Annotated in this window: 21 protein-coding genes, 1 tRNA gene and 1 pseudogene; 9 read left to right on the top strand and 14 right to left on the bottom strand. The window is 61.9% G+C overall.

Features of this window, described 5'->3' with window-relative positions:
• Positions 1 to 19 precede the first annotated feature (19 nt).
• The 3 genes from LRS06_RS17540 to LRS06_RS17530 all read left to right on the top strand — a co-directional run bounded on the left by LRS06_RS17540 (position 20) and on the right by LRS06_RS17530 (position 3,967).
• Complete coding sequence (locus LRS06_RS17540) at positions 20 to 646, top strand: (2Fe-2S)-binding protein (RefSeq protein ID WP_257872681.1); 627 nt, start codon at positions 20 to 22, stop codon at positions 644 to 646.
• The gene (locus LRS06_RS17535) at positions 643 to 1,623 is read left to right on the top strand and encodes a xanthine dehydrogenase family protein subunit M (RefSeq protein WP_257872680.1); all 981 of its coding nucleotides are present in this window, start codon (positions 643 to 645) and stop codon (positions 1,621 to 1,623) included. The genes LRS06_RS17540 and LRS06_RS17535 overlap by 4 nt, the downstream gene beginning before the upstream one ends.
• A gap of 106 nt (positions 1,624 to 1,729) precedes the next feature.
• Positions 1,730 to 3,967, top strand: coding sequence for a xanthine dehydrogenase family protein molybdopterin-binding subunit (locus tag LRS06_RS17530; RefSeq protein WP_257872679.1), 2,238 nt, complete (start codon positions 1,730 to 1,732; stop codon positions 3,965 to 3,967).
• A gap of 69 nt (positions 3,968 to 4,036) precedes the next feature.
• On the opposite strand, the gene LRS06_RS17525 is transcribed toward LRS06_RS17530, so the two are convergent.
• On the bottom strand, positions 4,037 to 4,726 hold the full coding sequence (locus tag LRS06_RS17525; protein ID WP_257872678.1) for a PA2169 family four-helix-bundle protein: 690 nt from the start codon (positions 4,724 to 4,726) through the stop codon (positions 4,037 to 4,039).
• 650 nt (positions 4,727 to 5,376) lie between these two features.
• The gene (locus LRS06_RS17520; protein ID WP_257872677.1) at positions 5,377 to 5,688 is read right to left on the bottom strand and encodes a hypothetical protein; all 312 of its coding nucleotides are present in this window, start codon (positions 5,686 to 5,688) and stop codon (positions 5,377 to 5,379) included.
• Between the two features lie 109 nt (positions 5,689 to 5,797).
• On the opposite strand from LRS06_RS17520, the gene LRS06_RS17515 reads away from it, so the two are divergent.
• Entirely contained in the window at positions 5,798 to 5,962 is a 165-nt protein-coding gene (locus LRS06_RS17515; protein WP_257872676.1) for a hypothetical protein, read from the top strand.
• On the opposite strand, the gene LRS06_RS17510 is transcribed toward LRS06_RS17515, so the two are convergent.
• The 5 genes from LRS06_RS17510 to LRS06_RS17490 all read right to left on the bottom strand — a co-directional run bounded on the left by LRS06_RS17510 (position 5,948) and on the right by LRS06_RS17490 (position 11,363).
• Positions 5,948 to 8,620, bottom strand: coding sequence for a cation-transporting P-type ATPase (locus tag LRS06_RS17510; RefSeq protein WP_257872675.1), 2,673 nt, complete (start codon positions 8,618 to 8,620; stop codon positions 5,948 to 5,950). The genes LRS06_RS17515 and LRS06_RS17510 overlap by 15 nt on opposite strands.
• A gap of 121 nt (positions 8,621 to 8,741) precedes the next feature.
• The gene (locus LRS06_RS17505) at positions 8,742 to 8,960 is read right to left on the bottom strand and encodes a hypothetical protein (RefSeq protein ID WP_257872674.1); all 219 of its coding nucleotides are present in this window, start codon (positions 8,958 to 8,960) and stop codon (positions 8,742 to 8,744) included.
• Complete coding sequence (locus LRS06_RS17500) at positions 8,957 to 10,285, bottom strand: BON domain-containing protein (RefSeq protein WP_257872673.1); 1,329 nt, start codon at positions 10,283 to 10,285, stop codon at positions 8,957 to 8,959. The genes LRS06_RS17505 and LRS06_RS17500 overlap by 4 nt, the downstream gene beginning before the upstream one ends.
• Complete coding sequence (locus tag LRS06_RS17495) at positions 10,276 to 10,422, bottom strand: hypothetical protein (protein WP_257872672.1); 147 nt, start codon at positions 10,420 to 10,422, stop codon at positions 10,276 to 10,278. Before LRS06_RS17495 ends, LRS06_RS17500 begins: the two co-directional genes overlap by 10 nt.
• A gap of 74 nt (positions 10,423 to 10,496) precedes the next feature.
• A complete protein-coding gene (locus tag LRS06_RS17490) occupies positions 10,497 to 11,363 on the bottom strand; it encodes a universal stress protein (protein WP_257872671.1) in 867 nt (288 codons plus the stop codon).
• 158 nt (positions 11,364 to 11,521) lie between these two features.
• Between LRS06_RS17490 and LRS06_RS17485 the strand changes: the two genes are divergently transcribed.
• Both LRS06_RS17485 and LRS06_RS17480 read left to right on the top strand, forming a co-directional pair.
• A complete protein-coding gene (locus LRS06_RS17485) occupies positions 11,522 to 12,565 on the top strand; it encodes a 2-hydroxyacid dehydrogenase (protein ID WP_257872670.1) in 1,044 nt (347 codons plus the stop codon).
• A gap of 200 nt (positions 12,566 to 12,765) precedes the next feature.
• Positions 12,766 to 13,305, top strand: coding sequence for a hypothetical protein (locus LRS06_RS17480; RefSeq protein ID WP_257872669.1), 540 nt, complete (start codon positions 12,766 to 12,768; stop codon positions 13,303 to 13,305).
• Between the two features lie 181 nt (positions 13,306 to 13,486).
• Here the strand turns inward: LRS06_RS17480 and LRS06_RS17475 are convergent, their stop codons facing one another.
• Positions 13,487 to 13,825 carry a thioredoxin gene (locus LRS06_RS17475; protein ID WP_257872668.1) on the bottom strand — a complete coding sequence of 113 codons (339 nt, stop codon included), beginning with the start codon at positions 13,823 to 13,825 and terminating at the stop codon, positions 13,487 to 13,489.
• A 175-nt stretch (positions 13,826 to 14,000) separates the two neighbouring features.
• Here LRS06_RS17475 and LRS06_RS17470 point away from each other — a divergent pair, with 175 nt between their 5' ends.
• From LRS06_RS17470 to LRS06_RS17460, 3 genes are all read left to right on the top strand, one after another.
• Entirely contained in the window at positions 14,001 to 15,614 is a 1,614-nt protein-coding gene (locus LRS06_RS17470; protein ID WP_257872667.1) for a PAS domain-containing sensor histidine kinase, read from the top strand.
• A complete protein-coding gene (locus tag LRS06_RS17465) occupies positions 15,592 to 16,650 on the top strand; it encodes a response regulator (RefSeq protein WP_257872666.1) in 1,059 nt (352 codons plus the stop codon). The genes LRS06_RS17470 and LRS06_RS17465 overlap by 23 nt, the downstream gene beginning before the upstream one ends.
• Before the next feature lie 359 nt (positions 16,651 to 17,009).
• Positions 17,010 to 19,304 carry a T9SS type A sorting domain-containing protein gene (locus LRS06_RS17460; protein ID WP_257872665.1) on the top strand — a complete coding sequence of 765 codons (2,295 nt, stop codon included), beginning with the start codon at positions 17,010 to 17,012 and terminating at the stop codon, positions 19,302 to 19,304.
• Positions 19,305 to 19,553: 249 nt separating this feature from the next.
• Here the strand turns inward: LRS06_RS17460 and LRS06_RS17455 are convergent.
• The 6 genes and pseudogenes from LRS06_RS17455 to LRS06_RS17435 form a co-directional block, all read right to left on the bottom strand.
• Positions 19,554 to 19,641, bottom strand: a tRNA-Ser gene (locus tag LRS06_RS17455).
• Positions 19,642 to 19,722: 81 nt separating this feature from the next.
• On the bottom strand, positions 19,723 to 20,796 hold the full coding sequence (locus LRS06_RS17450) for an asparaginase (RefSeq protein ID WP_257872664.1): 1,074 nt from the start codon (positions 20,794 to 20,796) through the stop codon (positions 19,723 to 19,725).
• Positions 20,797 to 20,952: 156 nt separating this feature from the next.
• Positions 20,953 to 21,426 carry a TatD family hydrolase gene (locus LRS06_RS25455; RefSeq protein WP_308239915.1) on the bottom strand — a complete coding sequence of 158 codons (474 nt, stop codon included), beginning with the start codon at positions 21,424 to 21,426 and terminating at the stop codon, positions 20,953 to 20,955.
• Positions 21,427 to 21,505: 79 nt separating this feature from the next.
• Positions 21,506 to 21,658: pseudogene (locus LRS06_RS25450) on the bottom strand (hydrolase TatD); the annotation flags it as partial.
• A gap of 175 nt (positions 21,659 to 21,833) precedes the next feature.
• Positions 21,834 to 22,940, bottom strand: a complete 1,107-nt coding sequence (locus tag LRS06_RS17440) for a glycosyltransferase (protein ID WP_257872663.1) — start codon at positions 22,938 to 22,940, stop codon at positions 21,834 to 21,836.
• A gap of 11 nt (positions 22,941 to 22,951) precedes the next feature.
• Positions 22,952 to 23,584 carry a polysaccharide deacetylase family protein gene (locus LRS06_RS17435; RefSeq protein ID WP_257872662.1) on the bottom strand — a complete coding sequence of 211 codons (633 nt, stop codon included), beginning with the start codon at positions 23,582 to 23,584 and terminating at the stop codon, positions 22,952 to 22,954.
• Positions 23,585 to 23,718 lie beyond the last annotated feature (134 nt).

Here is a 23,718-nt window from a genome sequence, read left to right as displayed (position 1 = left end):
CTTTAGCTTCCTGCTTACTATGAATACTGAACCCGACCTGCCGGCCAATCACGACGAGGCGCGCCGCAACTTCCTGAAGCAGTCGTCGCTGCTTACGGCTCTGGCATTGGTGCCGGGCCCCGTGGTTGAAGCCGCAGCCCAAAACCTCGATGAGCGAGTGGCCTCCGCCTTTGAGAAAGTCCCGCTCAAGCTTGAAATCAACGGCAAGAAGTATAAGTTGGATGTGGAGCCCCGCACCACGCTGCTCGACCTACTGCGTGAGCAGCTTCATCTCACTGGCACCAAAAAAGGCTGCGACTATGGCCAGTGCGGCGCCTGCACCGTGCATATGGATGGCCAGCGCGTGAACTCCTGCCTGAGCTTTGCGGTGATGCACGACGGCAAGAAAATCACCACTATTGAAGGGCTGGCTGACGGCGACAAGCTGCACCCTATGCAAGCTGCGTTTGTAAAGCACGACGGCTTCCAGTGCGGCTACTGTACCCCCGGACAGATAATGAGCGCCGTGGCCTGCGTGCGCGAAGGCCACGCCGATTCGGAGGCTGAAATCCGGGAGTATATGAGCGGCAATATCTGTCGCTGCGGGGCCTACACCAACATTGTGGCGGCCATTCAGGAAGTGAAAAACGGCGGGCAAAAAGTATGAACCAGTTCCAATACATCCGCCCTAGCAAGCAGCAGGCCGCCATTGAGGCCGTGGCCAAGGATGCCAACGCCCGGTTTATTGCCGGCGGCACCAACCTGGTTGATCTGATGAAGCGTGGCGTAATGGCCCCGCAAAAGCTGGTTGACATCAACCGCCTGCCCCTGATCAAGATCGAGCACGAAAACGGTGGCCTGCGCATCGGTGCCCTGGCCCTGAACTCGGCCGTGGCCGACGACCGGCAGGTGCGCGAGCGGCAGCCGCTGCTGGCGCAGGCCATCAATGCCGGGGCTTCGGCTCAGCTGCGAAACATGGCTACCACCGGCGGCAACATGCTCCAGCGCACCCGCTGCCCCTACTTCTACGACACGGCCCTGCCCTGCAACAAGCGCGAGCCCGGCTCCGGCTGCGGTGCCCTGGAAGGCATCAACCGCATGCACGCCATCTTTGGCTTTTCCGACAAGTGTATCGCGGTGCACCCCTCCGATATGAGCGTGGCCCTGGTAGCCCTGGATGCCACCGTGCTCGTGAGTGGCCCTAAAGGCGACCGGCGCCTACCTTTCGCAGACCTGCACCGCTTGCCCGGCGACACGCCCGAAAAGGACACGACCCTGGAACCAGGCGAGCTAATCACCGCCGTGGAAGTGCCCGACGGGCCTTTCACCAAGCATGTGAGCTACTACAAGGTACGCGAGCGGGCCAGCTACGCCTTCGCGCTGGTGTCGGCGGCGGTGGCGCTGGATCTGGATGGCAACACCATCAAAGCAGCGCGGCTGGCCTTTGGTGGCGTAGCACACAAGCCCTGGCGCTTGCAGACGGCGGAGCAGTTTTTGGTGGGCAAACCGGCCACGGAAGAAACCTTCCGGCAGGCTGCGGCGGTGGCCATGCAGGGGGCCAAGGCCTTCAAGCACAACGAATACAAGCTGAAGCTGGCCCCGAATACGCTGATTCAGGCCCTGAGAAACGCGGCTGCTGCCTGATATTGAAGGCGTGTATTCGCGTCTCGGCGCTGAAGAAAACGGATACTATAACCCCTAATGGCGCGGAGCAGCAGACGCGAATACGCGTCTCTACAGCCTTTCCTATATGAAACCACAAGACAAGCATATTGGCGGCACGCTGAACCGGGTGGACGGCCACCTGAAAGTAACGGGTGCGGCTACCTACTCGGCTGAGTACGAGCTGCCAGGTATGAGCTATGCCGTGCTGGTGGGCAGCACCATCGCCAAGGGCCGCATCAAAAGCATCGATGCCCGGGCGGCGGAAAAGGCTCCCGGCGTGCTGGCCGTCATCACCCACTTCAACTCGCCCAAGGTGCCGGGCTTCACGCCCACGGGCAAAGACCCCTCGCAGCCGCAAACCGTGGGTGGTCGGCTGAAGGTGTTTAACGACGAAAAGGTGCGCTTCAACGACCAGCCCATTGCCGTGGTGGTGGCCGATACGCTGGAGCGCGCCCGCTTCGCAGCAAGGCTGGTGAAGGCGGAGTACGCAGCGGAAAAGCACGAAACCGACATGGCCGCAGGCGCGAAGCAGGCCTTTGTGCCCACCCAGGCCAAGAAAAACCCCAAATCCCCGGTGGCTGACTACGTGCGCGGCACCGCCGATGCCTATAAAACCGGCACTCGTCGGCTTGAAGCCGAGTACATCATCCCGACCGAAGTGCACCACCCGATGGAGCTGCAGTCCATAATAGCTCATTGGGAGGCGCCTGACCGCCTGACGCTCTACGACAAGACCCAGGGCACCCTGGCTACCCGCCGCGACTTTGCTAAGGAATGGAATTTGCCCGAAGAAAACGTGAAGGTTATTGCCACGTTTGTGGGCGGAGCATTCGGCAACGCCCTGCACAGCTGGCCGCACGAGTCGGCTGCTATTATTGCGGCTAAAAAAGTAAACCGGCCCGTGAAGCTGGTGCTTACCCGCGAGCAGATGACCACCATGGTGGGCTACCGGCCACACACCTGGCAGAAAATCGGGATGAGTGCCTCGGCCGACGGCAAAATCACGGCCATCACCCACGAAGCTACAGGCCAAACCTCCAGCTACGAGGAATTTACGGAGTCGACGGTACAGCAGACGCGCATGATGTACGAGTCGCCCAACGTGAACACGCGCTACCGCCTGGCAGCCCTCGACGTGAGCACGCCCATCTGGATGCGCGGTCCGGGCGAGGCTACCGGCGCCTTCGCCCTGGAGTCGGCCATGGACGAAATGGCTCATTTGCTGAACCTCGACCCGTTGGAATTCCGCTTGCGCAACTATACCGACAAGGACCCCGAAAATGGCAAGCCCTGGTCGAGCAAGTTTCTGAAGGAATGCTACCAGATGGGGGCCGAGCGCATCGGCTGGAACAAGCGCCAGCTGAAGCCCGGCAGCCTGCGCGACGGCGAGTGGCTGGTGGGCTATGGGATGGGCGTGGGTACGTTTGGGGCGCACCGGGGCTCATCGAAAGCTAATGTGCGGCTGTTGCCCAACGGCACCGTGGTGCTGCAAAGCGCTGTGACGGACATCGGCCCCGGCACCGGCACGGCCATGACCCAGATTGCGGCCGACGCATTGGGTTTGTCGCCCGATAAAATCCGGTTTGAGTGGGGAAACTCGCAGTTTGCGTCGGCACCCACGCAGGGCGGCTCAGCCATCGTAAACACCGTAGGTCCCGCCGTGCAGGAGGCTTGCATGGCCTTAAAAGAGAAGCTCCGCACGATGGCAGGCGCCAGCAACGCCGCCTTTGCCTCAGCCAGGAAAGAAGATGTTGTTTTCGCCGATACTTACCTGACGCTGAACGGGAACCCCGGTGCCCGCACCAGCTACGCTGACTTGCTCAAGCAGGTGGATGGCGGATTTGTCACGGTGGAGTCGAAGCCCAACGGGGAAAACAGCCAGAAGTATTCGATGTACTCGTTCTCGGTGCATTTTGCGGAGGTGCGGGTGAATCCGCTCACCGGCGAAGTGCGCGTGAGCAAGTTGGTTTCCTGCGCTGACGCGGGCACTATCGTGAATCAGAAAACGGCGGGCAACCAGATGAAAGGTGGCGCCGTCGGCGGCATCGGCATGGCGCTGATGGAAGCGGCCGTGATGGACGACCGGTTCGGCCGCTACGTGACCAAGGACCTGGCCGACTACCACGTGCCGGTGCAGGCCGACTCTCCGGCTGTGGACGTACTCTTCGTGAACCAGCCCGACCCGCACGTAAACGCCCTGGGCACCAAGGGTATCGGCGAAATTGCCATCATCGGGGTGGCTCCGGCCATTGCCAACGCTGTGTTCAACGCCACCGGCAAGCGCATCCGGGAGCTGCCCATAACGCCCGATAAGCTGATTTAAGCTAAAAAAGCCCTGCCGTTACGAGAACGGCAGGGCTTTTTTGTTGCTGATCAACTGATTTTCGCAGGGCTATTGCTGCTTTTTCTCCAGACTCTTCAGGTGCTTGTACGTTTTCTGCGACAGGAAGTACTGGCGCTGGATAGCCTGCCGGACGGGACCATTGAGCGTCTGGTCGCGCAGAGCATCTTCGTAGGCTTTCAGCGCCCACTCTTCGCCGTACACGTTGGAGCCCAGAATGGCTTTTTCGTCGTTGCCGGTGACGGCGGCCTTGGCATCCATCCAGGCGCGGTACACCTTGCCTTTAAGCGTAGTTTCGTCTTCGCGCTGACCGCCTACGCGGGCCAGGTGCGAGTTCAGGTCGGTGGCAAACTGCTGGCTTTGGCTTACCAGCTGCTTGTAGTAGCCGCGCAGCTCGGCGTCCTGGCTTTCGGCCACGGCCCGCTCGTAGCCCGCAATCCGGTCGTTCACGAAGAGCAACAGCTCCTGCAGCGTGGTGGCCGGGCCGGCTTTTTTAGGTCCGCTGCTTGATTTGCGGGTAGCCAGATAGCCTACGCCGAGGGCCAGCAGGGCGCCACCCACTACTTTTTGAGTGGTACTAAGCTTGTTGAAACTGGCTACGCCTTTAGTGCCGGCGTTTTTCAGGGAAGAGGGCACCTGACCAAGCGTTTGGCCCAGGCTGCCCTGACGAAACCAATTCTGCGCCTGATCAAGCAGGCCGTTGTCGGGCTGGGAGGTAGTGGGGGAAGTATGCTGTGCCATTGTAAGAAGAGAATTAAATAGTGAGCTTCTGCTTACGAATGGGATTGTCAATGTGTTAGGTCGAGCTTGCCGCTTTTGCAAGCCCAGCTTAAGCTGAGCGCGGCAGACAGGCTGGTTACCTGCTGATTTTGCGCTTTTCAGGCTCGCGCACCAGTGCAGCTTGCCGTATTCAAGGCCGAATAATATCCAGGAACTGAGGCTAGTGCTGCCAGTTCAGGCATCCTATTTTCCGCGCCGCGCTGTGGGCTTCTGAGGTGGCCTAGTTAAGCTGGATAGAATCAAGCTATTGGCCTGAAGTTGGTTTTGAAGTGGGTTGGCCTGCCGGGTAATATACTGGTAGCTACTCACGAAGTCTGCGGGCCAAACCAGCGCCTGCAGCAGGCAACTGGCATGGCAATGCCCACACCAAATTTTCCTAAAGCCGTTTTAGAATCAACCTTCTGAATATCACCCCAATTATCAACCTGGCATTACGCACCAAATAGGCTGCCACCCGCCTGGCACAATACCGAATGGCACTATTACACTCTCGCCTACTTTGCATCAAGTCAGGACTTTACTGTTACTTGCCGCAGCTGCACTATTCCCGCCTCTAGCTGGCGCCCTGGTTGAGCCAACGGCGCTGAAAGCCAGAAAGGCTGCTGAGCAGTTTAGAACTTACGGGCGTGGCAGGCCATACAGTCCGCCGCGGTAGGAAGCATGTTCGCGTGCTTGTTGATGGCCCCATCCATTGCCTGGCGGAACGCTACGAGCAGCTTTTCACGCTCGGCCGTCGGCATGTTTTGCAGCACCTGCTCAATAGCGGCCCGGTAGACGTGCGCCATGAAGTTGGGGCCGTAGGCGGCAAAAAAGCCGTTATGCAGGCGGTCAAACGTTGCTTTTTCCGACGTGGAAATCGACTGCGAAAGTGCCAGCCATTCCTTCGCGTTATTGTCCAGGCTGAGTTGTAGGTCTTCATTCATGAGGTGGTGAGTAAGGAAGAAAGTGAAGACAAACTGCCTCGGAGCTGCTGCCCGGTTGTGCCTGCCAGTAGCGCAGCAGCAAGATTACGCCCTGCCCGGCGGCCCGGCCATGAGCCACGTTATGGTCGGGCATGACTTTCACCCCGAAACGCTGGCCAGCCGCTCCGGCATCGTGGCCTTCTCAGATATGCTGCATGGCCTAGGAGCAGGCTGGGTTACCACTTTTGATTTTTCCGACGCCTGTGAGGTGCGCTATGCGCTACTTCGCGCTTAGGTTCGTCGCCGCCTTCTTTTTGGGTAAGGATGATGGAAACCGGCCAAGCCAACGACTCAATAGCGGGCCCACCAGCAAAACCGCGCCGGCCGGCACCAGAATCAGCAGCACGCCGGTGAGGTTGAGGGGCTGGATGCCCAGCAGCTGACGAAACAGGGGCTGGTAATAAGAAAGCAGCAGCAGGCCCGTGCAGAAGCCTACCGCCAGCCAGACGTAGCGGTTGCGCAGCACATCATTGTCGCGCAGCCGAACCCGGCCGCCAGCCATGTTGAAAACCTGCACGAGCTGAGCCACCGCCAACCCGTAAAACAGAATGGTAGTGGCCGCAGCGGGCGTGAAGCCGGCCTGGTAGCGGGCCAGGTAATAGCAGCCCAGCAGCGCGGCCGTCATCAGGGCGGCGTAGGCTCCCGCCAGTTGCCAGTCCCGAGGGCGCATCATGGGGCTTTGCGGATCGTGGGGTGGCTGCTCCATCACCCGGGGGCTGCCTTTGCCCACGCTCAAAGCCAGCGCCGGAAACACGTCGGTAATCAAATTCAGAAACAGAATCTGCAGGGGCAGCAGCACCGAATCAAGGCCTGCCAGACCCGCCGCCAGCACCACGAGCAGTTCACTGAGGTTGCAGGAAACCAGGTAAAGCACAAAGCGGCGGATGTTGGTGAAGATAATGCGCCCCTGCTCCACGGCCGCTACTACGGAAGCAAACGAGTCGTCGCGCAGCACCAAGGCGGCGGCTTCGCTGGCTACCTGCGTACCCCGCAGCCCCATAGCCACCCCGATATCGGCTTTTTTGAGGGCGGGAGCATCATTTACTCCGTCGCCAATCATAGCTACCACGTGGCCCCGCTGCTGGTAGTAGCTGATCAAATCCAGCTTCTGAGCCGGACTCACCCGGGCAAACACGCTGGCTTGCCCGAGCCGATTATTGGCCGCACCGGGCTGGGTTAGCAGCGCGGCCAACTCACTGCCGGTAACGGCCGTGGCGTCGTCGGCGGTGGCCAGATGAACCTGCCGGGCCACGGTAAGGGCCGTAGCCGGATGGTCGCCCGTGACCATCAACACCCGGATGCCCGCCCACTGGCAGGCCTCAATGGCGGGAATAACTTCCGGGCGGGCCGGGTCCAGAAAAGCCACCATTCCCAGCCAGATCAGGTCTTGGGCCAGGTCTTCGGGGGTTTCGTCGGGCTGCCCGCGGTAGGCCAGGCCCAGGGTACGCAGGCCGGTTTGGGCCAGCTGTTCGGCGCGCATTAGCCATTCCGCCTGCTCGGCCAGCACCAGCGGCTCAACTCCGGTAGCCGTTTGCTGGCGCCCGCACAGGCTCAGTACTTCTTCCGCCGCGCCTTTTACCGTGACCAGACCGCCGCCGACGGGCTGGCGGTGCAGCGTAGCCATCAGGCGCGTATCGGAGTTGAAGGGCTGCTCGGCCAGGCGGAGCATTGCCTGGGTTTCGGCCACCGGGAACCGGCCCTCGAATGCAGCTGCCAGCAGCGCCACTTCCAGCGGGTCGCCCAGGGCGGCTTCGGGCTGCGCGGGCGCGTACGTGGCGTTGTTGCACAGCACGGCGGCGCGCAACAGCCGCTGATACGCCGCGCCCACTAGCACCGCCTGCCCGGCCTCGGTAGTTGGCGGGAATTGCACTTGAGCCTCAGGCAGCCACACGGTATGCACGGCCATCTGATTCTGGGTGAGCGTACCGGTTTTATCGGTGAAGATGATATCGGTGCTGCCCAGGGTTTCGACGGCGGCCAGGCGCTTGACCAACACCTGACGGCGGGCCAGCCGCAGCATGCCGTAGGCCAAAGCCAGCGTGGCCACAATGGCCATGCCTTCGGGAATGGCAGCCACGGCCAGCACAATAGCCGTTTCCAGGAGCAGCTGCACTGGCTTGCCCCGCCAGAGCCCCACCAGCACAAACACGGCGGCCAGCCCTACCGTGAGCAGCACCAGCTGGCGGGTGAGGCGGGCCAGCTTGGCTTCGAGCGGGGTAGCGGTGCGCTCGGCCTGCTGCATAAGCCGGGCAATTTCGCCCAGTTGGGTGCCACCGCCCACGCCCGTGACGGTGGCTCGGCCCGTGCCGTTGACTACGGCCGTGCCTTTGAAAAGCCGGTTGGTTTGCTCGGCCAGCGGAGCCACCACGCCGGGCGCTACCAGCGTTTTGCTGACCGGCATCGACTCGCCCGTCAGCGTGGACTCATTGACCTGCAGCTGCTGGGCCTCGAACAGTTCCGCGTCGGCGGCTACTACCTCGCCGGCTTCTATCAGCAGCACGTCGCCCACGGTAACCTGGTCGGAGGGCACGGCGCGGGGTTGGCCGTTGCGCAGCACCCGGGCCGAAGTCAGGCCCATACGGCGCAGGGCCGTCATGGAAGCCTGGGCATTCCATTCAAGCCAAAACCCAATGCCGGCGTTTATCAGGATGACGGCCAGAATAGCATAGCCCTCGGCGTAGTCGTGGAAGACAAAGGAGAAAACGGCGGCGGCACCCAGCACGGCCACAATCAGGCTGCGAAACTGCCGCAGCAGCACCCGCGCCCAGGAATCGGGCGGGGTGGCCTCCACGGCATTGGGGCCGTAGCGCCGCAGACCTTCCTGCGCTTCGGCTTCGGTGAGGCCGCGGTGCGTGGTGGGCGGGGCAATAGGTAGCTCAAGTACTTCGGGCATAATAAATCGGGCAAAAACCGGCCGGGCATGGAGCTGGCCGGGTGGAGTAGAAAGGCTAAAAAGAGCAGCCCGGCCACCTCGGTGGTCAGGCTGCTAATAGGCTAGTGTGGTTCTGAAGCCGTCAGCTTATTTTCCCGTCGAACCACTCGGCGTTAGGGTCCCGGGCATCACCGGCGGCCTCGGTCAGGGTATCGTTGAGCTGGTGGTTTACTTCGTGCAAGACCTGCGCCGCGCTGCTGCTGGTGGGGAAAGCGTGGCGGGAGCTGCCCAGGTTTCGCGTCGCGCGGGTATCGGCCGGGCGGGTTTCCGCGGAAGAATAGGAAGTGGACCGATGCCTCATAACGCTTGTGGCTGGCTGAGAAGAGGCGTCAGGCGCAGGTGGTTGTTTACATCCTGAGCCCCGCAGTTGTAGGCTTCCACGGCGGCACTTTTGCGGTCCAGCAGCGTATCCACGGTGCCCGTGAGCGTCACGCGGCCTTTGCGCACGTCAATCGTAATGTCCTGATCGTGCAGCAGAGCCGACCAGGCGTAGTGGTAGCGGATGCGCTGCTGCAGCAAATGGTCGGGCTCCAGGCTGCGGAAGGGCGCGTGCCCCTGCCCCACGCCGGCGGCGGTGTCTTCTGCCACGGCCGGCTCGTGTTTTTCAGGCACAATCTGCACGTGGTTGGTCAGCGCTACCATGCCGCTGATGCCGGTGACAACATCGGCCGCCCGCTCCAGGTCGAAGTGCGTAGCCACGGTACCGTAGAGCTGCACCAGTCCGTCGTTTACTTTCACCACGAACGTGTAGCGCCCCACAAACAGGTCGGCCGCCAGGGCCGTCTGCACCTGGTCGAGGGTGAATTCGTCGGGCGCCGGGTTTTGCACACGCACCTGCAGCAGGTTGTGCACCTGGCCCACACCTACCACGTTGCGGGCATCCTGCTCGGCCGCGTGCCGCGACTTCAGGTTGCTCATGGCGCCCAGCAGCGTCACCTCCCCGTCGCGCACGTGCACGGTCAACGCCAGGAAGTCCACGCGTGGGTCGTAGCGCAACGTGTCGCGGATGGCCTGGGCCATGTCCTCGTCGGCTTTGGGCGCAAACTTCTGCCGGCGCAGTTCCTTGTCCACGGCCCAGTAGGCAATAAACAGGTCGCGGGCATCCACGCGGGCGGCCCCGGCCACGTAGGCGGTAGCCACCACGTGAGCATGCTCGGCGGCCGTGCCCACGGTACCCGTTATGTGCACCACGCCGTGGTCGGTGCGAATGTCAATCAGCGTACTTTTCACGCGGATATCCCAGGCCAGAAATTCCCGGATCTGATTGGTGATTTCCTCGTCGGTATTGTTAAGCACGCCGCCCTGCACCAGCAGGCGGTTCTGGAGCCGGCGCACGCCCGGCACCCCGAAGACGACCCGCAGCACCAGCTGCTGCTCGGCCCAGGACTGCACCGAGCCATCCAGGGTGATTTCGCCATCGTGGGCCGAGCATTGCAAGGCATACGTGCCGGCGGCCGGATCCTGGGCCAGGGCCTGCTCCACCCGCTGCTGCAGCACCTCATCCGGCACATCGGGGGTGCGGATGCTGATTTCATCGATAACCCCACGGACGCCCCGCACGGCTTTGGCCATGTCCTCGGCCCGCTCCCGGGAAAGCAGGCTGTCGGTAAAGCCCGTCAGCTCCACAATACCGTCCGGCAGGTGACTTCGAGCAGGGAAGCGGCCACGCCTTTTTTCTGCTGAAACAGCCGCTCGATGGCCAGCTTGATGTCAGCATCGGCCAGCAGCTCTTCCGGGGCAAGATGGGCAGATTGGTGGTTCATGGGAAAGGACTGAAAAAGGTGAGGGAGATGGGCAGGGCGCTACATCAACGATACAAAAGCTTAGGGCTGATTGGCTAGTGGTTGTATTGCCCGGCCGCATGCAGGGAGATTTTTGGGCCCGTAGCTTTCGTCGTAGCCGGGAGCAGCAAAACCGGGACAGCGCTGTGGAGCACTACCTGGGCGGTGACGCTGCGGTGAAAAAGCCGCCCGAAAAAGCTGCGGGGGCGGGCAATGAGCACGAGCAGATCGGGGTGGCAGGTGGCGGCCGTCGTGGCAATGCCCCGGGCGGGGTCGGCGTCCGTGACGCGGTGCAGCAAAGGCAGCGGCATTTCGATGGTGATACCCGTCTGCAGCACCGCGTCCAGTGCCTGCGTGTGCGAGGCCTGATGGCCGGCCGTGGCCACATGCACCACCGATAACCGGACGTTCAGGGCATTGAACAGGTGGCGAACTGACCCGGCATTATCCCCTAAGGAAAATGGCTCGTCATCGGCTGCCAGCAGCGCATAGTGCGGCGGCGCCGGGAGTGTAGCAGCATACGGCACCATCAGCAGCGGATGGGACGTTATCTGCAACACATCCACTGCCGAGGAGGAAATAAGCTCTTCGGGCACGTCTTCGGTAGGCTGCCGCCCCACCACTATCAACGCCGGCTGGTGCCGATCTGCTACTTCCGCTACTGCTACCGCCAGCGTTCCGGCACAAACCTCCGCCTGAGCCGGAACGCGGAGCCCGTGGATGCGGGTACTGAGGGCCAGCGTTATCGCCTGCTGGTCGGGGCGGGGCCCGGCAAGCAGCTCCGGGTCCAGCAGGGAGGTGTGGGTATCTACGTGCAGCACTACGAGGTGAGCCCCCAGAGGCTTGGCAAGAACCGCCGCGTAAGCCAGGGCGTGGTCGGCCGCGGTCGAGAAATCAGTGAGAACCAGGATACAGGCGGACATGGCAGCAGGAAGGATGAAGGCTGAAGTAACTAAGCCCCACAAAGCTTGGCCTTTACCGGGCCGGATGCCTTGACACAGGTCATGTCCGGGCATGACGTTGCTCATTCTTTTGCCGGCCGCAGCCCCGCACCTTTGCTTTCGTACCTCACTGCTGCCTTATGAAAACCACCGTCTTTAGCACCAAGCCTTTTGAGCAAGCCTACCTGAGCGAGGCGCTCGGCCCCGGGCATCCGCTGCGCTTTATCGAGGCCAACCTGAGCACGGAAACGGCGGCGCTGGCGCGGGGCTCGGAGGCGGTAGCCATTTTCAGCACCGATGACGCCTCCGCCCCGGTGCTGGATGCCTTGCACGCGCAGGGCGTGCGGTTTATTTCCATCCGGGCCACCGGCCACGACCAGGTAGACCTGCCGCACGCCCAGGCGCTGGGCCTGCGCGTGGCCAATGTGCCCGAGTACTCACCCTACGCCATTGCCGAGCATGCCCTGGCGCTGATGCTGGCCCTCAACCGCCGCCTGATTCAGGCCGACCGCCAGCTGCGGGCCTACGACTTCCGCCTCGACGAGCTGATCGGCTTCGATTTGCACGGCAAAACTGTCGGCATCATCGGGCTGGGGCACATTGGTGGCATTGTGGCGGGCATTCTGAGCGGCTTTGGCTGCCGGCTGCTGGGCTACGACCCGCTGCCCAACCCGGAGCTGACCGTGCGCCACGGCCTTACCTATACCACGCTGGATCATCTTTGTGCCGAGGCCGACATCATCACCCTGCATGCACCCATGACGCCGCACGCACCCTACCTGATTGACGCCCCGCGACTGGCCCAGATGAAGAAGGGCGTGATGCTGATCAATACCAGCCGCGGCGCCGAGCTGGATACCGCCGCCGCCCTCGACGCCCTGGACTCGGGGCAGCTGGGCTACCTGGGCCTGGATGTGTATGAGCACGAGAAGGCGCTGTTTTTCCGGGACCATTCCCGGCGGCCGCCCGTTGATGCGCTGTTTGCCCGTCTGCTGTCTTATCCCAATGTGCTTGTGACCGGGCACCAGGCGTTTCTGACCCGGGAGGCGCTGCAGAATATTGCCGCCACCACCCGCCAGAACCTCGACAGCTGGGCGGCCGGCCAGGCGCTGGCTACCGAGCTGACCCACGCCGCACCAGCCCAAGCAGCTCAGGCCGAACCCAGGCCGATGCTCCAGGCCTAAGCCGCCTCAGATTTTTCGTCTTCTCTGTTTCCCACCCGGTTTTCCCACTTTTTTATGGAACCTACCTCATCGGCTGAGCGCGACCCCGCCACCCGCGACACGCTCATTCTTTATGCCTTCATGAGTACGCTGGTAGCCTTGGTTGCCGTGTTCCTCGGGCTGCGCTAAGCGGCTGTTTGTTCACCTTCATTTTCCCTTCTATGAAATCCCCCAGGCAAGTTCTAACCGCCCAGCTCACGGCCGCCGTGGCGCCCCACGTCATTTCTAACGGACCGGTTTCGGCGTCAAAAGCCGTGGCGAAAACCCTGCGGCAGCTATCCGGCCAGCTCCTGAAGCAGCAGGCCCGGCAGGTGAAAGCCGATGAGCGGGCCGCGCGGCCTACTAAGAAGATGGTGCACAAGGCATTGGCTGGCGAGCTGACCGCCTTGCTGCACCCGCTGCTGGGCGAGCAGGAAAAGCCCGCTAAATCCTTGCGCAAAGCAGTGCTGCAGCTCGCCGGGCAGGTGCTTAAGCAGCGCCAGGAGGTCAGGCCTACTACCAAAGAGGCCCGAAAAGCCGCCAAAAACGTAGCCGCTTCCAAATCAGCAGCAGCACCCAAAGCCGAAGTTAAAGGCCCCGGCGCCCGGCCGGTGGCCCGGCGGCCGGCCAGCCGGGCGGCACCCAAGCAGCCCGCCGGGAAACCAACGCTGGTTCCGGTAGCTACCACCAAAGGCACCATGGTGGTAGCCACCACGGAGTAGTCAGCCGGCCGTTACGGCTTTTCGCACGAAGCGGGCCCGTTCCTATCCAGCCAGTCAGGTTGAAGAGGAACGGGCCCGCTTGTTGGGGTTGAGTAAGGTAGAGCCGCATCCTTGCCACTCTGTATCATTCAGGTTATACGTCTTACCAACTCAAACGACGGCGGGAAGCGCTTCTGCCGGGCTACGGCTTCTCCCGGGTGCCGGCCTGGAGCATTATCAGCAGGCTGATGGCGTAGGTTTCTTCCGTTGGCAGGCCCTCCTGCCGGGCCAACTCAATGCCTTGGTGCACCAGCACGCAGGCCGGCAAGGCGCTTAGGCCGAAGCTGAGCACCACGGCCGGGTGCAGGGCCGCCTCAATCTTCAGCACCCGGATGCTGGCCCCAAGCCGCAGCTGCAGTGCCTGAATCCACTCGTCGGTCAGGGCTACCGTTTCCGGAATCCGGCCAAAATCCACCGGCAGCAATACCAGGAGCACGGCTGTATCCGGGGGCAGCAGCGGGGAAATTGACGAAAGAAGCATGATGGATTGAAATAAGGTAGGCCGGTAAAAGTACCCTCCGGGCGCGCCAGGCAACATGAGCCGCCTCACCTGCCGGCTTGATCTTCGTCATCGACCCGCTCCGTTCAAAATTGCCGACCTTAGAAGCGGCGCTACGCTGGCTATTCTGCCGGGCGGTTTTTCCCTGCTTTGAATCATGGCCACCGACCACTTTGCCCGCTCCCTAACGGATGTGCTCATCAACCAGGCCCCCGAGTTTCTGGGCGTATATGCCCCCGAAGAGGGCTGGTTTACCCGGGTCAACCCGGCAGGTGTGCAGCTGCTGGGCTACCGCTCCGAGCAAGCGTTCCTGAGCGAGCCGGCCCGGGCCCTGCGCACCCCGGCTTTTCCGACCCGGAGCTGGGCGCTGCTCTGCGACCTTACCAGGCGCCACGGCCGCCAGCAGGCTGAAACCGAAATTATCCGCCCCGATGGTACCGGGTTTGAAGCCTGCATCGAGCTAACATACTTTCAGGCCGAGGGTACGCCCACTATTCTGGTGCGCATCACTGCCCAGACCCGTCTGCATCAGGTAGAGCACGAGCTGGCTCAGAGCGAGCGGCGCTACGAGGCCGTGTTTGCCAATGCCACCATCGGCATTCTGGTGTGTGACCGTGCGGGCACCATTGTGTCGGCCAACCAGATGGCCCACCAGCAGTTTGCCTACCCAGCGGGCGCCCTGGCCGGGCTCCGCATCGAGGTGCTGGTGCCTGACGCCGCGGGCCGGCGGCACGAGCAGCTGCGCGAGTCCTTCAACGCCCACCCGCAGGTGCGCGCCATGAGTGCCCACCGCAGCGACCTGGAAGGTTTGCGGGCCGATAACTCGGTGTTTCCGGTGGAAGTGAGCCTGAGCTATTTCAACCTCGATGAGGAACTCTACGCCGTATCCTACATCCTGGATACTACCCTGAAAAGGCAGGCTGACCAGCAACTGCTGGCCGAGCGCCGGCGCGTGGAGCGCCTCAATACCGAGCTGGAGCAGAAGGTAGCCAACCGCACCTATGCCCTCACCAGCACCCTGGCCCAGCTGGAGCTGCACAAAAACGAACTGGCCAAGGCCTTAAAGGCCGAGCAGGAGCTGGGGGAGTTGAAGTCGCGCTTCGTGAGTATGGCCTCCCACGAGTTTCGCACCCCGCTTACGGCCGTGCTTACCTCGGCCGAGCTCATTGAGCAGTACACCAACAATGCCCAGCAGGACAAGCGCCTGCGCCACCTGGACCGTATCCGCCAGTCGGTGCTGCACCTGAACAACATCCTGGAGGAGTTTCTTTCGGTAGGGCGCTTGGAGGAAGGCAAGGTGCTGACCAGCGCTACGGATGTGCTGCTGCCCGGGCTGCTGCAGGAAACCATTACCGACGTGCAGGGCCTGCTGAAGGTCGGGCAGACTATCGAGCTGGAGGTAAGCTGCGCCGAGCCGGTATGGCTGGACCCTTCGTTGCTGCGCAAAATTCTGGTCAACCTGCTGTCCAACGCCCTCAAGTATTCGGGTGAAAACGTGCCGGTTAAAGTTCGGGCCGTTTGCACCAGCGGGCAGCTCATGCTCACTGTGCAGGACGAGGGCGTGGGCATTTCCGAGGAAGACCAAGCTCACTTGTTCGAGCGGTTTTTCCGGGCCCGCAACGTGGCCTACGTACCCGGCACGGGCCTAGGGCTCTACATCATTGCCAAGTATCTGGAGCTGATGAACGGTACTATCGTACTACACAGCACCCTCGGCGTAGGCACCACCGTCACCTTAACCATCCCGTATGAAAACCATCTTGCTGATTGAAGACGATGCGTTCATTCGGGAAAACACCGCCGAGCTGCTGGAGTTGGCTGGCTATGCCGTGCTCACGGCCGAAAACGGGCAGCTGGGTGTGCGGCAGGCGCTGGCCACCAGGCCCGACCTAGTGGTGTGCGACATCATGATGCCCGTTCTTGACGGGTACGGCGTGCTGCACATCTTCAACCAGAACCCGCACCTGGCCGGGGTGCCCTTCATTTTCCTGACCGCCAAAACTGAGCGCACGGACCTGCGCCGCGGCATGGAGCTGGGGGCCGACGACTACCTAACCAAGCCCTTCGACCGGGCCGAGCTGCTTAGCGCCATTGCCGGCCGTATCAACCGGTTTCAGCACCTGCGGCCCCACTACGACCTGCAACAGGGTGGTTTAAACGAATTTCTGGATGATGCCCGCCAGGTAAGTACCCTGCAAAGCCTTTCCGAGGACCGCCGCCCCCACGCCGTGGCCCGCAAGCAGGTGGTGTATGACGAAGGCGACGAGGCTGCGCGGCTCTACTTTGTACAGGCCGGGCAGGTGAAAACCAGCAAAACCACCGCCGCCGGCAAGGAGCTGATTACGGGCCTTTACCAGGCCGGCGACTTTTTCGGCTACAAAGCCCTGCTCGAAGGCACTGCCCACTCCGACTCAGCCGTGGCTACGGACGATTCCGTGCTGCGCTATATTCCGGCCGATGACTTCACCCAGCTTCTGCTGCGCAACCCCGAAGTAAGCCAGCAGTTTGTGCGCCTACTGGCCGGCCGGGTGCGCGAGCAGGAAGTGCTGCTGCTGGACATGGCCTACAACTCCCTGCGCCGGCGCGTAGGCAATATGCTGTTGCGGCTATACCAGAGAGAATGTGAGCTGACGCCTGCGGCCCCGCACATCCATATCTCCCGCGACGATATGGCCGCGCTGGTGGGCACGGCGCCAGAGTCGCTCAGCCGCACCCTGAGTGAGTTCCGCCAGGCGGGCATCGTGGAGCTGACCAGCAAGTTTATTCGGGTAGTGAAGCCCGAAAAGCTGCGCAGCGCCAACTGGTAGCCTAGGCGGACCCTCAGCGCGGGTTAGCTGAGCCGCCGGGCTTTGCCACTTCCTGGCTGCGGCCGATACTCCCAGGCTAGCCATACGGCAACGCCCCACCAGCACGTGCGGGGCTTTTTTGTGGCTAGGTGGCTTCAGGCTGCCGTAGCCGACTGCCGGGTGGCTCTGGCTGTTTCGGATTGCTTTTGACGATAATCACCTCCGCGCTTGACCGGGGTTATGGCTGGCCGGCGCCAGCCAGCTGACCTTTGCGGCTGATAGCGCGTCCATCGAATTGGCAATGGCGTGGTCTGCACATGTCCTTGACCGGACGGCCAGATATAATTCGTCTATCCGCCATGCATTTCCGCCGCATCGTTATGAAGACCACTACCGCCATTCCTTTCCGCATGGCTCGGCCGCCACTCCGGGCCTTACGGGCACTTTTGGCGCTTTTGCTGCTCGCAGGCACACTGTCACAGGGGCAGGCCCAGGAAAATACGTCCATCAGCAGCAGCTCCATCATCATTGACCGCGGCGGACCGACGGGCAACGAAACGTTTGGGTGCAAGAACGGGCTGCCCGCTCCGGCATTTCAGGGCCGCAACCTCGGCTCATTCGACATCAGCAGCTTTGCCACCCGCCTTGTACTAAACGGCGGCACGCTGACCACCCAGGAAAGCGCCCCGGACGAAGTAAACAGTGGCTCGCTCACGTACCGGGTTCGGGCCAATGGCAGCGCTGCTATCCTGCGTTCCGGCACCATTGCCCTGCCCCAAATGAGTGCCAGTGACGGCATGCGCATGTTTGCCGCCACGACGGCCAATACCAGTCTGCTAACAGGCCTGACCGCTGGCAGCTATATCCTGAGCGTACAGCTGGTGGCCGAAGGCGTGAGAAGCGGTCCGGACGGGGGCGCCTTTGCTATTCCTGATCCGCCGTTCAGGTTTTTGGAAGCCACGTTTACGGTGACGGGCATAGCACCGAGCGAACCAGCAAACTCGACCACCTGGACGGGCGGCAAAAATGATAACTGGTTTGATGCCGCTAACTGGACCCAAGGCGTGCCCACCGCCACAAAGGACGCCAACGTCCCCAATTTCGGCTCGGGCTCTACGGTAGCCTACCCCAATATTTACAGCAACGCCGCCAAGCCCGCTACCATCACCACGACGCGTATTCAGAACTTGGACGGTACGTTCACGGACGTGCAAACCACCACGCCGGGCTACGACAACAGTGGATCAGGCCCGGCCCTGACGCACGATCTGACTATGCAGGGTACCAACCAGCTGCAACGTTCTTTGGTGCGCCTCCTCGTCGGGCGCCTGCAGGTGTACGGCGGCTTCAACAACCAGCAGGACAGCTTTATCCAGCGCGACAACACGGTTATCAGCTTTGCGGGTGGAGACCAGACCATCAGTGGCTCGGCTTCGGGGTTTGCGGGGGTAGAAATTGATGGCGGCGGCCTGAAAACCCTCACCACCAGCTTCACGATTCTGCCCGGCAGCACCTTGCAGTTCATCAGCGGCGTGCTGGAAACCAACGTCAGCAACGTGAATGTGGAGTTCGTGGAACTGGCTCCAGCCACCGTCAGCAATGGGGTAACGACGCCCTCGGGCCAGCTGGCCGGTGAAACTGACCTTTCCCATCTGCGCGGCTTCCTGAAAACCACGCAGCTGGCCCAAGCGGGCATTGCTCAGAACTTTGGCAACAGTGGTCTGAGCCTGACCTTCAGCGGCAACGGGCCCGGCAACGTGTCGATTACCCGCAACACCAGCCTCAATTATGGCTCCATCAACAATGGCACCAACGGCAACCCCAGCATCCGGCGCGTGTATGGCGTGCGGCCTTCCAACCCCCACCTGACGGACGGGGGACTGCGGGCCACGCTGGTGTTTCATTATCTGGACGACGAAACCCGGAACCTGATGCCGGACAATCAACGCCTGACAGAAGCCGACTTTGCGCTGTTCCTGTCCACATCTTCAGGTGACATCTTCGGTCAGCTGGGTCGTGACGGCCTGAATACGACAACCAACCAGCTGACCAAAAACAACGTCACCTCCTTTGGCACGTTCACGCTCAGCGAGGCCACCGAGCCCTTGCCCGTGACCCTGACGGCGTTTTCGGCCAAACGCGAAGACACAAACGCGGTGCTGACCTGGCAAACGGCCACGGAGTTCAACAGCCGGGGCTTTGAAGTGCAGGTATCCACCGATGGGCGACAGTTTCGGGTGCTGGCCTTCGTGCCCAGCCAGTCAGCCACGAGCACCAGCCTGAGTACGTACCGCTACGTCGATACGGAAACTGGCAAGCAGGGCATCCGCTACTACCGCCTGCGCCAGGTGGACCTTGATGGCAAAGCCGCCTTCTACGGCTCAAAAGCCGTGAGCTTTGCTTCCCGTACAGCCTTTGCTGCCCGTCTGGATGTGTTTCCCAACCCGTTCACCGACACGATTCACATGACGGCCGCTAGCGTGGAAACCGACCAAGGTGAGGTGACTCTGCTTGACCTGACAGGTCGCATCGTCCGGCAGCAGACAAGTACCCTAGGCGCCGGTTCTAATAAACTGACGCTAATAGGTCTCAGTGAATTGCCAGCGGGTATTTATGTGGTTCGCTTCGCTCCCCTCGGCGGCGTGGTCCAAACCACGCGCATACTTAAGCAATAAGGCTTAGGTGGCGCTCTTCTACAGAAAGGCCTCTGATATGCCCTTCTCACCTAGGGCAAGAGGCAGGGCCGGGATTTGAATGCTATGACTGAAGAAATACACATTTTCCTCCGTCCATTATCACGATTCAGATTATGTTCTGTAGAAGTTGTAGCCTCACATAAATAAAACGAAAGTTCGAATACGTCCCCTATAGCGTCCCCCATCAAAAGAAAAACCCCGTTTGCGGCTTGCAAACGGGGTTTTATGCAGAGAGGATGGGATTCGAACCCACGATGAGCTTTAGACCCATACACACTTTCCAGGCGTGCTCCTTCAACCACTCGGACACCTCTCTAGGATGCGGGGAAGCTGGCGCAAAATAACACCCTATTTTCCGGAAACGCAAGCCGCCGGGTAATTCTCACCAGCCAGGCCCCTACCCCGGCGTGATTTCGCCGCGCAGGTCGCGGGCCAGACCGGCGGCCGTTTCGGCTTCACTGAGCGGCTGGGCCAGCACATACATGAGCTTGGTAATGGCCGCTTCGGTAGTAATGTCTTCGCCTCCGATAACGCCCAGGTCGCGCAGGTGGGCACTGGTTTCGTAGCGGCCCTGCTGCACGTGGCCTTCGTCGCACTGGCTCACGTTGAGAATGTGCAGGCCCCGGTCGGTGGAGTCGCGCAGGGCGCTGGTAAACCACGGCGCCGTGGGGGCGTTGCCGGCCCCGTACGTTTCGAGCACACAGCCCCGCAGGTCATCCACCTCCAGAATGCCGCGTACCATGCGTTCGGCAATGCCCGGATAGAGCTTCAGGATGGTTACCCGGTCGTCCAGTTCCCGGTGAAAAAGCGGAATACCGGGCGGCACGGCCGTACGAATAAAGGCCTGGTTGTACTCCAAATCGATGCCGGCGCGCACCAGAGGCGGGTAGTTTTCACTCTTAAAGGCATTGAAGTGGCCGCTTTCCACTTTCTTGGCCCGGTTGCCGCGCAGCAGCACGTTGTGAAAGAAAATACTGACCTCGGGCACCCGGGCCCGGCCGGTTTGTGCGTCGCGGGCGGCGGCCAGCTCCAGGGCCGTGAGCAGGTTTTTGCGGGCATCGGTGCGCACCTTGCCCACGGGGAGCTGGGCCCCGGTAAAGATGATGGGCTTGGTGAGGTTTTCAAGCAGAAAACTCAGGGCCGAGGCCGAGTACGCCATGGTATCGGTGCCGTGCAACACCACGAAGCCGTCGTACTCCGCGTAGTTTTCCCGGATGATATCGACCAGCGTAAACCAGTCGGCGGGCATTACATTGGATGAGTCGATGGGGTGGGCCAGGCTGCGCACGGTGAGGCGCACGTTGAACTGCAGCAGCTCAGGCATCAACTCCAGCATGCTGCTGAACTCCATCGGCGCCATCTCGCCCCGCCGGTTGTAGGCCATGCCAATGGTGCCGCCCGTGTAAATCAGCAGCAACGATGCCTCCGGCGCGGCCGGCGCGGCAATGTTAATATCCAGTAACTGGTTCAAAAGCAGGCAAAGGTAGCTCAAGGCCCGCACGCAGCGCAAGCGGGCCCCGAGCGGTGGGTGGAAAGCAAACGGCAGGCAAACGCCGGTGGGTGAGGCCGGCGAGAGGGCAAGCTAAGCGTTTACCGATAATTTTTCCACCGGCGTCGGCTCCTTTTGCTACAGCCGGAACAGCTCCCGGGCGGTGCGGGTGGTGGCTTCGGCTACTTCTTCCAGCTCTTTGCCCAGCAACTCCGCTACGCGGTGGGCTACCAGCGGCAGATACGCCGGCTCATTGCGCTTGCCCCGGTACGGCACGGGTGCCAGGTAGGGGCAGTCGGTTTCCAGCAGCAGATGCTCCAGTCCCAGTCCGGGCAGCACTTTATCGAGGCCGCCGTTTTTGAAGGTGACCACGCCCCCGATACCCAGCTTGAAGCCCAGCCCGATAACCCGCTCGGCCTCGGTGCGGGAACCCGAGAAACAGTGAAACACACCCTGCAACGTCCCGTCCTGCGCCGCTTCTACGAGTTCGAAGGTTTCCTCGAAAGCCTCGCGGGTATGCAGTACCAGGGGGAGCTGGTGCTTTTTGGCTAGGGCAATCTGCACGCGCAGGGCTTCCTGCTGCCAGCCCAGCGTGGTTTTGTCCCAGTGCAAATCGATGCCGCACTCCCCCCACCGCCGCGAAGGGCCGCTGTCCCAGCCACGTTTCCACCTCGTACAGCTCCTTTTCGAAGTTTTTACCCACCGAGCACGGGTGCAGACCCATCATGGCCTGGCACTGCTGCGGGTGCTGCAGCTCGGTTTCCAGCATCACCTCAATGCTGGTATGGTCGATGTTGGGCATCACGATGGTGCGCACGCCGGCTTCCCAGGCCCGCTCCAGCATGGCGGCGCGGTCTTCTTTGAACTGCTCGGAATAGACGTGCGCGTGCGAATCGGTGAGGTGCATATGGTTAGTTGCTGATTGATAGTTTCTGGTTGCTGGCAAAGGTACTACGCAGTGCGGGTGCTGGTTTATCGACAGCCATTTCACATCAATGCAAAACCAGCAACAAGAAACCTCAAGAATACCGGCGGCCTTTCCAAGTGAAGCCCAGTGGCAGCAGGCGAAAAGCAACTAGCCCCAGAGTGAGGCCCACGGTGTAGAACTCAAACAAGGGCAGCAGGCGCAGCGGCGGACGCAGGCCTACCCGGTAAAAGGCCAGCGTGGCCAGTACCCCCTGAGCCACCATTTTGGCAGCCAGCACGGCCAGCGCGGCCCCAGGCCCCACGGCAAAGCCTAGCAGCAGCAGAGCCGGATAAATTCCCGCGTAGACCGTCAGGGCCGCCTGCAGCCGCCAGGGCAGGGCTTCTACGCCCCGCAGCCAGCGCCGCCGCTGGTGCAGCAGCTGCCTGAAGGTGGTCGTGGGCAAGGACTCAGCCAAGACCTCCGGGGCGAAAACGTTGCGGAAGGTAAAGCCCCGGTCCAGCACGGCCCGGAACAACACGTAGTCCTCCGTGACGGAAAACGGCAGCGCCTCGTAGCCGCCCGTCGCCTCATAGGCTGCGCGCGTCACCAGCATGTTGTTGCCCATAGCCGTCACGGGCCGGCCCCAGTCCGACACCACCTGCACCAACGACAACGACAAAAGCCAGTCGAGTCCCTGCAGCTGGTCGAACAGGCGCGGACCGTCCACTACGGTAATACCCGTGACGATGCCCACGGTGCCGTGCCGGCGGCTCAGCAGGCCCTGCAGCCAGCGGGGAGGCACGGCAATGTCGGCATCGGTGATGCAGAACACATCGGTGGTGGCGGCGCGGGCCAGGTGAGCCAGCACGTTGGCTTTGCCGCGCGCCTCCCCCACCGTATCCGTAATCGGAATGAGCCGGAAGCTGCCCGCGTAGTCCTGCATCATGGCCTGGGCCAGGGCGGCCGTCTGGTCGGTGGAGGCATCGTCGCCCAGCAGCACTTCCACCCGCTGCGGTGGGTAGTCCAGCGCCCGAATGGCCAGCAGGCACCGCTCAAGGGTGCCTTCCTCGTTGCGGGCAGCCAGCAGAATACTCACGCGGGGCAACGGCTCCAGCAAGGGCGGCACAGCAGGTTCGCGCCGGCCCGCAAACCGGACTACGGCCGTGCCCAGAATGGCAAACCACACCGCCAGAAACAACAATAGCCCCGTCAGCAGCATTGGGCAGAAACTTATAGGGCAGCGAATGAATAGCCCTGCCCGGCAAAGTGCGCAAGGTAGCGCGGCAGTACATAGCGCAGGTTGCGGCTGGCTTTCAGGCTGTCGTGAAACACCACGATGGAGCCCGGACGGGTAAGGCTGATGGCCGTGCGCAGGCAGTCTTCGGGCGCCAGCGTTTGGTCGTAGTCGCAGGTAAGCACGTCCCACATAATAAGCTGGTACTGCTCGTTCAGAAGGCGGGCCAGCGGAACAGTGATGCGTCCGTAGGGAGGCCGCAGCAGCGGGCGCGCTTCGGGTGCGGGCAGAACGGCTTCCAGCGCCTGCTGGCAGCGGGCTATGTCAGTGAGGTAATCGGTGCGGGGCGTGGTCCAGCCACTGAGGTGGTGGTGGGTGTGGTTGGCCAGGCGGTGGCCGGCGGCCAGCACGGCGCGGGCAATGCCGGGGTGACGCTCCACGTTGTCGCCCACGCAAAAGAACGTGGCTTTGGCGTTGAACCGGGCCAGCTGCTCGAGCACAAACGGCGTTTCCTCGGGGATGGGGCCGTCGTCGAACGTCAGGTACAGGGTGCGGCCGTTGGCGGGCATCTGCCACCAGCACTCCGGCAGCAGGCGGCGCAGGAGCTCAGGCATTCGGTACAGACGCATGGCAGTAATTAGTAATTAAGAATTAAGAATTAAGAATTGTCGGGCAGAGATTTACGGAAACGCGGTAGGATGCGGGGCTTGTCCCCGCCGTTCGCACCGCTTGCTGAAGTTGTTTAACGGATAGCGCGGCAGTT

Source organism: Hymenobacter sp. J193, assembly GCF_024700075.1.
In the GTDB taxonomy this organism is placed as follows: domain Bacteria; phylum Bacteroidota; class Bacteroidia; order Cytophagales; family Hymenobacteraceae; genus Hymenobacter.
Note: the sequence above shows the minus strand (reverse complement) of the source record. Positions and strands in the feature narration are given on the sequence as shown.

What these genes read in the sequence shown, in the direction of transcription:
- LRS06_RS17515 (WP_257872676.1), top strand. Translation starts at nt 5,798, where the DNA reads ATGAGCCACGTTATGGTCGGGCATGACTTTCACCCCGAAACGCTGGCC.
- LRS06_RS17480 (WP_257872669.1), top strand. Translation starts at nt 12,766, where the DNA reads ATGAAATCCCCCAGGCAAGTTCTAACCGCCCAGCTCACGGCCGCCGTG.
- LRS06_RS17540 (WP_257872681.1), top strand. Translation starts at nt 20, where the DNA reads ATGAATACTGAACCCGACCTGCCGGCCAATCACGACGAGGCGCGCCGC.
- LRS06_RS17470 (WP_257872667.1), top strand. Translation starts at nt 14,001, where the DNA reads ATGGCCACCGACCACTTTGCCCGCTCCCTAACGGATGTGCTCATCAAC.
- LRS06_RS17440 (WP_257872663.1), bottom strand. Translation starts at nt 22,940, where the DNA reads ATGCTGCTGACGGGGCTATTGTTGTTTCTGGCGGTGTGGTTTGCCATT.
- LRS06_RS17485 (WP_257872670.1), top strand. Translation starts at nt 11,522, where the DNA reads ATGAAAACCACCGTCTTTAGCACCAAGCCTTTTGAGCAAGCCTACCTG.
- LRS06_RS17530 (WP_257872679.1), top strand. Translation starts at nt 1,730, where the DNA reads ATGAAACCACAAGACAAGCATATTGGCGGCACGCTGAACCGGGTGGAC.
- LRS06_RS17505 (WP_257872674.1), bottom strand. Translation starts at nt 8,960, where the DNA reads ATGAGGCATCGGTCCACTTCCTATTCTTCCGCGGAAACCCGCCCGGCC.
- LRS06_RS17460 (WP_257872665.1), top strand. Translation starts at nt 17,010, where the DNA reads ATGAAGACCACTACCGCCATTCCTTTCCGCATGGCTCGGCCGCCACTC.
- LRS06_RS17495 (WP_257872672.1), bottom strand. Translation starts at nt 10,422, where the DNA reads ATGAACCACCAATCTGCCCATCTTGCCCCGGAAGAGCTGCTGGCCGAT.
- LRS06_RS17525 (WP_257872678.1), bottom strand. Translation starts at nt 4,726, where the DNA reads ATGGCACAGCATACTTCCCCCACTACCTCCCAGCCCGACAACGGCCTG.
- LRS06_RS17465 (WP_257872666.1), top strand. Translation starts at nt 15,592, where the DNA reads ATGAAAACCATCTTGCTGATTGAAGACGATGCGTTCATTCGGGAAAAC.
- LRS06_RS17475 (WP_257872668.1), bottom strand. Translation starts at nt 13,825, where the DNA reads ATGCTTCTTTCGTCAATTTCCCCGCTGCTGCCCCCGGATACAGCCGTG.
- LRS06_RS17535 (WP_257872680.1), top strand. Translation starts at nt 643, where the DNA reads ATGAACCAGTTCCAATACATCCGCCCTAGCAAGCAGCAGGCCGCCATT.
- LRS06_RS17520 (WP_257872677.1), bottom strand. Translation starts at nt 5,688, where the DNA reads ATGAATGAAGACCTACAACTCAGCCTGGACAATAACGCGAAGGAATGG.
- LRS06_RS17435 (WP_257872662.1), bottom strand. Translation starts at nt 23,584, where the DNA reads ATGCGTCTGTACCGAATGCCTGAGCTCCTGCGCCGCCTGCTGCCGGAG.
- LRS06_RS17490 (WP_257872671.1), bottom strand. Translation starts at nt 11,363, where the DNA reads ATGTCCGCCTGTATCCTGGTTCTCACTGATTTCTCGACCGCGGCCGAC.
- LRS06_RS17510 (WP_257872675.1), bottom strand. Translation starts at nt 8,620, where the DNA reads ATGCCCGAAGTACTTGAGCTACCTATTGCCCCGCCCACCACGCACCGC.